Below are 11,307 nucleotides of genomic sequence, written 5' to 3'. Positions count from 1 at the left end.
ACTTTTGGGAGCAAGCTCCCAAAAGTCCGCTCGACTTGCATGTATTAGGCACGCCGCCAGCGTTCGTCCTGAGCCAGGATCAAACTCTCCAAAAAGTGTTTGATTTGCTCATGTTTTGTTACAAAAATAAAACTTACGTTGACGTTTCTGCTTTGTTTAGTTTTCAAAGAACAATCATCTACTGATTCTTATCAGCAGCAAAATGAATTATACCATTTCGTTTCGCCGAAGTCAACTATTAAGAAGTAATCTTTTTTAGTTGTTTCGCATCAGCGACATTCATTACTATAACATCTGGATTCACAGAAGTCAACTTCTTTTTTGAGTTTATTCTGTATTAATCCCTATTCTCTATATCAAAGAAGAAATATGAACTTAATTCCTATCTGTCTTCTAAAAGGAAAAGGGAAATTAATAGTATCATTACCCCTAATTGAGATCAACTCTTTTTTTAAAAGCTTTATTGATTGCAGTTCAAATTTTTCCTGTTTCATTTGTATCTTACATATCCTTTGTTACATTTGAATATCTTTTTAAATTGCTTAATCCTTTTTCTTCAGGAGCCGTTTCCTCCAACTGCGGTAAATCATAATAAAAATTGCGATAATCAGCAACATGCCGGCACTGGAAAAATAGAAAGTGGCAGGGTAATTCCCCTGTTCATGAGCGGATTGAACAGAGCTGACTGTGATGCTTTGCCCTATTTTTAGAAAATCCTCGAAAAAAGCCTTTCTTTCTGCATTGTGGTCCACGACTTGTCCGCCCTGGACTTGAACCATTCCATTTGGACCAGAGACTGGGATAAGGAAATGAAAGTCTTCGCTCTTCTTTAAAAATAAGACAAATTCCCCGCCCTGATTCTGAAATTCCTGTGCCCAGCCAATATCAAAGCCGTCGATGCCGGCGGTTATTTTTTTACTGACATCGCCTTTGTAAACCTTGTTGACATAAAAATCCAATCCTTGGAAGACAAAATCACTTAGCTCTGGCTTGCTGTAAAAATCGTATGTCCCACTGACAATGACATCGGCCCGCGCTGCGACCTCCTCCGGCTCCAGGGCGACCCAGCTTGTCGCGGAAACGTTCGTATCTATCAATAGTAGGATTAGCGTAAAAATAAATATGTATTGCAATTTTTTCAAGTCTGGTCCCCCTTTAGATATTAGACGATATGGGAACGAAAAAGTTTCATGGATGGGTGTTTTTTAATAATGAAGATTGGTGAAATGTTATTTTAAAAAGTTTAGAGTGATTAGCATTAATAGGGATAGGACAATGAAGGCAATCACAATATAGCCGAAATATCTGACTGGTTTAGGGAGTTTATTCCTATCAGTCGTTGTTGCAGGCGTTGTATTTCCCTCAATTTTTTGCATATGGTCGATAACGTCATTAAATGGTTTGTTTTCTTTATCCATTGTTAATACCCCCTTACCAAATCTTAGCACACTGTTACCTTGCAGATTGCATCGTTTGTGAGAGCTTAGTGAATCATTTTGTGGGGCTTTGAATGATTGAAGCCAGGTTTGTCCCGGCAGTTATTTTACCTCTAGGAACTTAAACAACTAAACCTGCATATTTATTTACTATTAACCTGCGAATAGGGGGAAAATGATGGCCGCTTTTAACCCGGAAAAGTTGTTTGTGAGAATGATTCCTCCCGCAAATTCGGCGCAGCCCATCAATAGAAGGAAATACACACTTACTCATTCAGACAAGACAGCTCAGATTTTTTTGGATATTGGATTTGACTACAACTATGAAGCCATTAATAAATCAATGCGCGATGAAGTGCTGGCAGAGTGGCGAAGAACGGGGAGCGGCGGTTTCAATTTATTAGGAAAGGCCTATGTTGACGGCGGGGAATTTAGTCAAGCGGCTGCAGAACGTCGTTTAAACATTTTTAAAAAAGAAATGGATACGGCCATTAGAGCAATGGTTTATGGCGACCTGCCGTTTTTACGCCGCTATCCAGTTCTGCTTGATGCCCCTATTTATATTGAATATGAATCTAGTTTTCCGCAATACCAGCAGACTTTTTATTATGGCACTCCAAGAAAATATTTGGCTTAGACGGGGCATAAGCGTACCCGGGAGGAACACAAGAAATTAGATTAGTATAAATAATGGTAATTGGCTGCCCAACTTTGAGCAGTCTCTTTTACTTTGCTGTTTTTGCAGTCAAAATTCGGATTCGGGGCCCCGCGAACGCTAGTTAATCTCTCGGTCATTATCAGGCCGTAGTTCACGGGCTCTATCACATTCGATACTTCCCATCATCAAGGGTTTTACTCGTTCACGGGCTCTATCAAGTCCTGATACTTCCCATAATCAATGAACTCCTTTGAGGAATGCGCGATTCTTCCCCTCAGACCGCGGTTTCACTTTCTAACGGGAACGATTCAAACCTTGTGGCACCGAGTTCGACCCTTCTGGCAAAAATGAGAGAAACACGTAGAACATCCCTGTTTCTAATGGTTCAAAAGTAATTTTTCCATCTCCATTACAGAAATGGGTGGATAGTAAAAATAACCTTGACCTATATGACAATTTAACCGTTTTAGTTGTAATGCCTGCTCTTCGGTTTCAATTCCTTCAGCAACAGCTAAGGTATTTAAATTTTTACTCATTTCGATAATGGTTTTTACCAACGTGCTCGTGTTTAGATTTGTTGTCATTTCATTTATGAACATTCGATCAATTTTGATACGGTCAATCGGTAATGAAGTTAGAATACTTAATGAGGAATATCCCGTTCCAAAATCATCAATTGATATGTGTACACCTATCTTTTTCAGTTCATCTATGATGACTCTGGATTCCTTGATATCATGCATAAGACTTTCTGTCACTTCTATATCGAGAAGTTCTGGCTGCATCCCTGTTTCTTTTATAATTTGTTTCACATCTTCAAGAAAATTAGGGTCTTTAAATTGATAAGGGGATACATTTACAGAAACTGTACGGGGTGAATAACCTGCTTCAACGAATGCGTTTATTTGCTGACAGGCTGACTTTAGTACCCATTTTCCTATCGGAATAATAAGGCCGGTTTCTTCAGCAATTGGAATAAATTCATCCGGACTAATTTTTCCAAGTTCTGAATGATCCCATCTTAAAAGTGCCTCCATTCCTACAATTTGATTGGAACTTAAATCAATTTGAGGTTGATAATATAGATACAATTCATTGTTTTCAATCGCATTTCTGAGTCCTTTTTCTAAATTCAAATTTCGATTAACCGTATGATGAATGGTACTATAAAATTGATAGTTGTTCTTACCGCGTTCTTTCGCTGCATACATGGCTTTATCTGCACTTGTAAATCCATTCATCGTTTTGAAAAAAATAAAGCCACAAATAGGATAAAGCAGTAATAGCCATGATAAAAACAGATACTGGATGCCGGAGTAATAAGGTCATTTTTTTCCTCCATATAAAAACTGCCCAAAAGGACTATCTTTATGATGGCTCCTAAAGGACAATAGTAAATATTATTTGAATTGAAGTTTTAATTCGTTTCTTGAAAAGAATTTTTTATAGAAACATATTCAATTATGCATTTTATTCAACAAAAGCACAGCAATGAAAACTATTGAAGAAAAGTTTTTTCCTTACATACGTTAGCGGTTATTTAACGAAGATTTGAATGATAGATATCTTGATAACAATATGAAATTCGAGCTGACCATTTAATATCTATATTTAGGAGAACGTTGAATTTGAGGTAATTTTTGTCATTTAAAATAGACCATCCATTTGGATGGCCTATTTTTTTGCTTTTTCAAACGAGGACAGATTCCCTTTCCTCCTCATGATAAGGTTCCGACTTAATTAACTTCAGCGCTTGTTCCATATTATAGACACCTGCTTCTTGACTCATTATCCACTTGGCGGCATAGATGGCCCCTTGGCCAAAGGCACCGCGGTCAATCGATTCATGGACAATTCGGATCGTTTGGTTCGGCAGGCCGAAAACGACCTCATGTTTGCCGACAATTCCGCCGACGCGAATGGAATTCACATGCTGCTCCTGATCGAGCCCTAGAGCTTCAGCGATTCTCACAGCCGTACCGGAAATATCCTTTTTATGGCGGAAATGCTCCTCAATGATTTCAATATCAGCATTCGGCACAATTTGCTGCAGCAGCTTCGAAGCTTCCATTAAGAAATTAATTCCCAACGTAATGTTCGGTGAATAAAGAATCGCAGTTTCTGAACTCAAAGCCTTTAATTGCTCAATCTCTTCCGGCTGATAATTCGATATCGCCGAAACAATGCGGCTGCCATATTTCACAGCGTTTTTATATTCATTCACAGCACATGAGCTGGAAAAATCAATGATAACATCGACTTTATTTTCTTCATAAAAGTGATCGAAGTCGACTTGTTCATAGGAAAAGAACCTGCCTTCATCATGTACATGCCCCAGCAAATGGCTCGCGTATTCACCCGCATTTTCACCGGATTTTCTCATGACCCATTTTAATTCACAATCTGCATCTTTTATAATCTCATTCGCAACAACTGAACCTGTGCGGCCAAAACCAAATAATCCGATTGAAATTTTCAAATTGAAAAACCTCCTGTGTAGAAATATTCTTGTCTTGTCTGTCTGATTTTGCCTGAAACTTATTATGTTATGAAAGTTGTGCAAGGTATGTATGCCTAAATGTATCGTACTGTTCCATTTGCGAACCGGGGTTGTTTTTTGAAAAGGCGATACAGGCGAAGAACGACAGATGCCTTTTTGGAAAGAGTCCGAAATGACTCAAGTAAATGGAAACATATTTTGTTTAGTCACACATGTTTAGATTTAACGAAACAAACTGTAGATCAAATAATTGAGGATGATAGAAATGAATAGCAGCAGCTTACTATTGGCTTTGCTGCATGAATGTGATATTAATTCGGCAGAGAAACAACCTGTTATAAAATCAGAGTTGTTTCTTAAGTAACAACTCCAATTTATTATAAAGTAGTTTCTTTTGTCAAACTATTTATTCATCTGACATTAAATTGTCATAAAAAGCCGTCCTAAAGACAAAGGTGTCAGGCACCACATTTATCTAATATCCCTTTGGCTGGAATAGATAAATTTGTGGATGCCTGACACCTTATTGGATATATCCTTTTTCAACTTGTAAAAAATCCTCTGCATGGGTGAGACACATTTCATCACCGATAAAATAAATGATATCGCCTAATTCCAGTGTCGCATAGGGACCGGGGGAAAGCAGCAGTTCATTGTTTTTCCGTATTCCCACGATGGTCGCCCTTGTGTTCTGCCAGAAATTAATTTCGCTGATGTTTTTCGAAATATACGGGCAGGATGATGTAATTTCCAGTTGGAACGGGACAAATGGATTGATAGAATGAAAGCGATTCGTTCGATTAATAAGCTCCTTCGATATTTCCTGCAGGTTGGTCAATTCAGCGAGTTGTTTTTCAATGCTGATGCTTAGTTCTTTTTGTAATTCGCGAACCGATTTTACCCCTTCAAGACGATGAACAAATTTCGCAGCATTCTCGTAAGAAATAATGATGACTCCGCTGCCTTTTGTCGTTTTCACAATGTTTAAATCCTGGAGCACGGCAATCGCACGGCGCGCGGTTTCAGCTGATACCCCGTACAGCGACGCCAATGAAGAACGGGCATAAATTTTCTCCCCGACGTTGTACTTCTTCTCCACAATCTTTGCCGCGATATCTTCGGCAATGATCCGATATTTCGGTTGTTTAATTTGAAACGCCTTTGATTCCATTATATAAATCCCCTCAGGATGTAATGTATCTACCTATTATAGTACATTTCTACTGGAATCTACTATGATGATTTTATAGCTGGCAACCTAGCCATGAAAAGAGAGCTTCAAACAGGTGTCCTCTACATCTAGGACGGGACTTTTTTCACAACAAATTAGAGTTTGGTGAATCAATTTTTTAGGCCCCCAAATATCCTCTGTGATGAGGCTTTTGTTATATATCGATATATCGTGGTATAAGTTGTTTGTCACTATGCATCTCTCCTTTTCACTTTATGTAAAAGAGAACCTTTATTTTTGTGTCCCTTACCCCTTTCATAAACCACTTTATTTAGGATTCCACTTCACACGTACATCTGTCCTTTTTCGGTGCCTGACACCAGTACACTTTTTAAACCCGATAAAAAGTGTGTATAATGAAAGAATATGGATTTTTTCGGGAGAACGTTTTATGCCCGGGGACTGGAAAAAATTAGGGAAACAGGAGAACCGTCCCCGTGTTTCCAAAGGAGGGATGATTGATGAGTGGGATTCCGGAGGGTTATTTGGAGCCGTTGCAGTATTTTTCGGATTATATGCGGGAGAGATTGGCGCCGGATGTGCAGGAGGATGCGAATGTGGTGCAGAAAGGGCTGCATTTGTACCGTCAGGGAGCGGTGACGTCGGTGAAGTTGGATCGGGGCCTCGCTGCAGCTGCGGTGCAGGATGTGGCGCCGGTGAAGGTGACACTTGATTTGGATCTGCCTCCGATGAGCGAGTGCACTTGTCCGGGTGATGGGATTTGCCGCCATATTACGGCGGCATTCTTTCAGCTTCTTTCCTATGAGCGCAGTGTCGCTGAATGGGTCGATGCCTGGCGCAAGCCGCTTAAGGAGAAGCAGGCGGCGAAATCGTGGGGGCTCGAACGGGCTAAGGACCTGCTCAAAACAGCCGGTCTGATTAAACCCAATTACTCACAGTGGGTGAACACTTTCCGCGAAAGCTTTGATCTGATTATGCGCGGTCAAGGCGACCCGAAACCGCACGTGATACCCGATTTGTTTGAGACCTATTACCGCCGTCTCAAAGCCGGGGCGCCGCTGAAACAGGAATGGAAGAATCTTTATTTCCTTGTCGCGTCCATCGTCTCCTTCATCAAGCTGCTTGAGCTGAGCCATGACCTCGGGCACGATGAAGAGACGGTCAACAAGCAGTACCGCGATTTGTTCCAGATGTCGATGAACGACATCACAAAATTATCGGATTCGATTTCCGTACAGGCGCTCCCCTTCGACTTTGACGATTTCATTGAACAGCTGAAAGACGAAACAAACGCCCTTTTAGCGTCGGACTATATGATTGAATATGACCGGATTCACCTTTACTGCCTCCTATGGACCCGCCTTTTTAAAAAGAAAAACTGGCGCGAGGAGCAGTTGATTGAGCATTTAAAGAATTATGACCGGAGCCTGGCGCAGACCGTTGCGATCATCCACCTGCACCTGCTGCTGAAAAATGATGACGAGGCGATGACGCTGATCAAGTCCTGTGCTGAAAACATCACTCCGTACTTTTTTTACTGGATGGACCTGCTCACAGAGGGCAAAGAATGGCTGCGGATGGACCCATATTTGACTGAATTTGTCGCCCGCATCCGTGCCTTTTTAGCCCTTGAAGGCGATTATTATGCCTGCCGCGATTTCACGAGGATGGTATTACAATCCGCGCTCCCATTTTGTGCGGAGACCAGACGGACCGAACTGTTTGAAAAGGCGCTTTACGAAATGCTCCCGTACAGTTTCCGCGAATACGAGGATTTTCTTTTTGAAAAAAAAGATTTCGCCAAATGGATGGAGCTGCAGACGTATATTGGCTTGAAAATGGAGTCGCTCTCGAAAGGCCAGATAAAGGTTTTGCAGGATGAAGCGCCGGAGCTGTTGCTGCCGCTTTACCACCAGGCGGTGCAGCTCCATATTGATGTGAAGAACCGCGAGCATTATCAGGAGGCGGTGCGCAAGCTGAAGAAACTGCGGACGCTGTATAAAAAAATGAAGCGGGTTGAGGAGTGGGAGGAATTTCTCGAGCTCCTGATGATGCGCACCAAAAGGCTCCGTGCCTTTCATGAAGAATGCAAAAGGGGAAAATTGATCGATGCTTAAAACAAGATATATCAAAATACTTGTATCGGAATTGGGAACGGAGCAGTATTTCCTGAGTGCCATGGATGAGGGAGACCGTTATTTCTACCCGTCCGTGTGGCAGCATCTTCTGTTGAACGGGCATAAGGAAAGCTTTTACGGGACGATGGTCGACCATAAGACAGTGGCCGGGATTGAGGGCATTGTCCTGAACGGCTGGCAGCTGGCGACGCTGTTTAGCGGGGAGCAGTTTAACCGCATGGTGGACTGGGATTGGGATGAGACTGCCGGGCTTTGCCTCGCCGCGGCGCATACGGTATACGATGCGATTAGTGAGAAGGAATGGATGCCCGATTTTGCTTCGTGGGAGCAGGACGAGTTTCGCTGGGCGCTGCCGGACCGCGTCGTGAACGAGTTCCTCCCCGCGTTTTGGGAGCAGAACGGCGTCCGTTCGTTTATGGAGAAGTGGTTCAATTTAGCGCTTGAAGGTTATATGAAGCAAAACCGGGAGCTCAAATATTCTTTTGGAAAAAAACTGCAGGCGCTGCGAGACGGAACAATTGCCCCCAGCCAGCTGGCGGAGTATTTTGATGAGGATAGTTTCCGCGAGTGGATCGGGATCAAAGAGAGTGCGGTCCCTTTTACTTTAGGTGTGAAGCTGGAGGAACCCGCCGATGCAGCTGATTTTTGGACGCTGGAATGTTTTTTGCGTGATAAAAAAAATCAGGATTTGGTCGTGGATTTGGGCAATTCGGGTGAATATCCGCGTACTTGGCTGCCGCACTTGGAGACAGTACAGGCCGAACAGGAACGCTGGATGCGCCTGTTTCCCTGGCTCAACGGCGGCAAACATGAACCCCGTTTGACGGATAAATTATCAGAGAATGAAGCATGGTTATTTTTAACAGATGTAAGTGAAACGCTCTTGGCGCTTGGCGTGGATATTCTGCTGCCTTCGTGGTGGCAGGCGATGAAGAGTGCGAGCTTGAAGGTCAAGGCGAAGGTGAAAAGCGCGTCGACAAGTTACCGTCCGTCATTCGTTGGGCTGCAGGCGATGCTTGATTATGATTGGCGCTTTTCGATGAATGGCGTCGAGCTGTCGGAGGAAGAGTTCAATCAATTAGTCGATGAAAAGCGGCGCCTTGTGTTTGTGCGCGGGCGCTGGATTAAGCTCGACCCCGAGTTTATCCACCAGATTCAAGAGCTGATGAAGAAGGCGGAGAAGGAAGGTCTGCAGGTCCGCGATGTGATTGAGCAGGAGCTGTTCGCTGAGGAGGGAGTCGGCTCGATTGCCGATGAGCTGGAGAATCCGAAGGCGTTTGCGAAGATTCAGATTGAATTGAACCGGCAGTGGAAGTCGATGATCAAGGGACTGCGCAATTTGCAGGAACTGCCGCTTGAACCGGTGCCGCAAAGCTTCCGTGGTGAGTTGCGTCCGTATCAGCAGCTGGGCATGAGCTGGCTGTTGTACCTAAGGAAGTTCGGCTTTGGCGGCTGCCTCGCTGATGACATGGGACTTGGGAAGACGGTGCAGTTGATTTCTTATATGTTAAAGGTGAAGGAAGAAAATGGAGGTGCGGTCGCGAAGGTGACCGGGAACTCAGGTAAGGCGGCGACTGCAGGGATTGCTGCGAATCCGAGCGAAACGAATGTGGGTCCAAGGATTGCCGCGAATCCAGGTGAAACGAATGCAGATGCGGAGATTGCTGGCTATCCGGGTGAGACGGCAGCGACTGCGGAGATTGCTGGGAACTCGAGTGAGACGACGGCGGCGGAACAAACGGAAGCGGCGCTGATCATCTGCCCAACCTCCGTTCTTGGCAACTGGCAGAAGGAATTGGAGCGGTTTGCTCCTGATTTGTCGATTTATCTCCATTACGGTCCGGCGCGGCCTCATGGCGAAGAGTTTGCGGCGAAGGTGCTCGAGGCGGATGTCGTCTTGACCTCCTATGGGTTGACCCACCTTGACTTGGACGACTTTTTACAGCTGACCTGGAGTACGATTGCTATTGACGAGGCACAGAATATTAAAAATGCCGATACGAAGCAGTCCCGTGCTGTAAGGAAATTGAAGGGCCAGCATCATATTGCTTTGACGGGTACGCCGATGGAGAACCGCTTGAGCGAGCTGTGGTCAATTTTTGATTTTATTAATCATGGTTACCTCGGTTCGAGCGGTCAATTTCAAAAACGGTTTGTCCTGCCGATTGAGCGTGACGATGAAAAAGAACGCATCCGCCAATTGCAGGCGCTGATCCGGCCTTTTTTACTAAGAAGAACGAAAAAGGACGAAGATGTGGCGCTGAATCTGCCTGACAAGCTGGAGCAGAAGGAATATTGCCCGCTGACGGCGGAGCAGGCTTCGCTGTATGAACAGTTGGTGCATGACTCCTTGGCGGATATTGATAAGCTGTCGCCGTTTGAGCGCAAGGGGCTGATTTTGCAGATGCTGAGCCGGTTGAAGCAGCTGTGCAACCATCCGGCGCTGTATTTGAAGGAGCAGCGGCCCGTGAATTTGATTGAGCGGTCAGCAAAACTGGAGAAGCTGCAGGAATTGGTTGGCGCCGTGCTTGAGCAGGAGGAAAGCTGCCTGATTTTCACGCAGTATATTGAGATGGGGCATATGATCCAGACGATGATTGAGGAAGAGTTTGGGGTCGAGGTGCCGTTTTTGAACGGAAGTGTGGCGAAGTCGCAGCGTGATCGGATGATTGATGAGTTCCAGAACCGCGAGTTCCCGATTTTCCTTTTGTCATTGAAAGCGGGCGGCACCGGGCTGAATTTGACAGCGGCGAACCATGTAATTCACTATGACCGCTGGTGGAATCCGGCTGTCGAGAACCAGGCCACCGACCGGGCGTACCGCATTGGGCAGAAACGGTTTGTGCATGTCCATAAAATGATTTGTACCGGCACGCTGGAGGAAAAAATTGATTTAATGCTCGACAAAAAGCAGTCGCTGAACGATGAGATTATTCAGAGTGACAGCTGGATTACCGAGCTGTCGACAGATGATCTGCGCGAGTTGATTCATTTGGGGAAATAGATAATGGAGCGGGTAGGGCTGCTGCTGAAATTAGGTCTGGATTAGGCCGCCGGCTGCGCTGGCTCGTTAGAAAGGTGTCTCATGAGGAATTCATGGGGCACTTTTTTTAATTGGCTGCAACGGACCATTCTCCCGCTGACGGGCTCTATCAGCCTCTCATAGTGACCGTCAGCTGCTTTTTCCCCCGCTGTCGGGCTCTATCAGCCCTTCATAGTGACCGTCCGATGCTTTTTCTCCCGCCGACGGGCTCTATCAGCCCTTCATAGTGACCGTCCGATGCTTTTTCTCCCGCTGACGGGCTCTATCAGCCTCTCATAGTGACCGTCAGCTGCTTTTTCCCCCGCTGTCGGGCTCTATCAGCCCTTCATAGTGACCGTCC

At 44.6% G+C, this 11,307-nt stretch carries 8 protein-coding genes and 1 rRNA gene; 3 read left to right on the top strand and 6 right to left on the bottom strand.

Features of this window, described 5'->3' with window-relative positions; genetic code table 11:
- The 3 genes from HNR53_RS19005 to HNR53_RS18995 form a co-directional block, all read right to left on the bottom strand.
- Positions 1–95, bottom strand: a 16S ribosomal RNA gene (locus HNR53_RS19005); the annotation flags it as partial.
- A gap of 447 nt (positions 96–542) precedes the next feature.
- Positions 543–1,142 carry a hypothetical protein gene (locus tag HNR53_RS19000; RefSeq protein WP_184529001.1) on the bottom strand — a complete coding sequence of 200 codons (600 nt, stop codon included), beginning with the start codon at positions 1,140–1,142 and terminating at the stop codon, positions 543–545.
- A gap of 87 nt (positions 1,143–1,229) precedes the next feature.
- Positions 1,230–1,418 (bottom strand): hypothetical protein, encoded by a 189-nt coding sequence (locus tag HNR53_RS18995; RefSeq protein WP_184528999.1) that lies wholly within the window; start codon positions 1,416–1,418, stop codon positions 1,230–1,232.
- Positions 1,419–1,611: 193 nt separating this feature from the next.
- On the opposite strand from HNR53_RS18995, the gene HNR53_RS18990 reads away from it, so the two are divergent.
- Positions 1,612–2,073: a staygreen family protein gene (locus HNR53_RS18990; RefSeq protein WP_246439684.1), complete on the top strand. Its 462-nt coding sequence runs from the start codon at positions 1,612–1,614 to the stop codon at positions 2,071–2,073.
- A gap of 398 nt (positions 2,074–2,471) precedes the next feature.
- On the opposite strand, the gene HNR53_RS18985 is transcribed toward HNR53_RS18990, so the two are convergent.
- The 3 genes from HNR53_RS18985 to HNR53_RS18975 all read right to left on the bottom strand — a co-directional run bounded on the left by HNR53_RS18985 (position 2,472) and on the right by HNR53_RS18975 (position 5,765).
- A complete protein-coding gene (locus HNR53_RS18985; RefSeq protein ID WP_184528997.1) occupies positions 2,472–3,305 on the bottom strand; it encodes a putative bifunctional diguanylate cyclase/phosphodiesterase in 834 nt (277 codons plus the stop codon).
- Positions 3,306–3,784: 479 nt separating this feature from the next.
- Positions 3,785–4,573, bottom strand: coding sequence for a 4-hydroxy-tetrahydrodipicolinate reductase (locus HNR53_RS18980; protein ID WP_184528995.1), 789 nt, complete (start codon positions 4,571–4,573; stop codon positions 3,785–3,787).
- 544 nt (positions 4,574–5,117) lie between these two features.
- Entirely contained in the window at positions 5,118–5,765 is a 648-nt protein-coding gene (locus tag HNR53_RS18975) for a GntR family transcriptional regulator (protein ID WP_184528993.1), read from the bottom strand.
- A gap of 521 nt (positions 5,766–6,286) precedes the next feature.
- On the opposite strand from HNR53_RS18975, the gene HNR53_RS18970 reads away from it, so the two are divergent.
- Positions 6,287–7,903 (top strand): SWIM zinc finger family protein, encoded by a 1,617-nt coding sequence (locus HNR53_RS18970; RefSeq protein ID WP_184528991.1) that lies wholly within the window; start codon positions 6,287–6,289, stop codon positions 7,901–7,903.
- Positions 7,896–10,928 (top strand): DEAD/DEAH box helicase, encoded by a 3,033-nt coding sequence (locus HNR53_RS18965; protein ID WP_184528989.1) that lies wholly within the window; start codon positions 7,896–7,898, stop codon positions 10,926–10,928. The genes HNR53_RS18970 and HNR53_RS18965 overlap by 8 nt, the downstream gene beginning before the upstream one ends.
- Positions 10,929–11,307 lie beyond the last annotated feature (379 nt).

The organism is Bacillus benzoevorans, from assembly GCF_014207535.1.
In the GTDB taxonomy this organism is placed as follows: domain Bacteria; phylum Bacillota; class Bacilli; order Bacillales; family Cytobacillaceae; genus Bacillus_BD; species Bacillus_BD benzoevorans.
The sequence above is the reverse complement of the archived record's forward strand: the minus strand, read 5'-3'. Positions and strand labels throughout refer to the sequence as shown.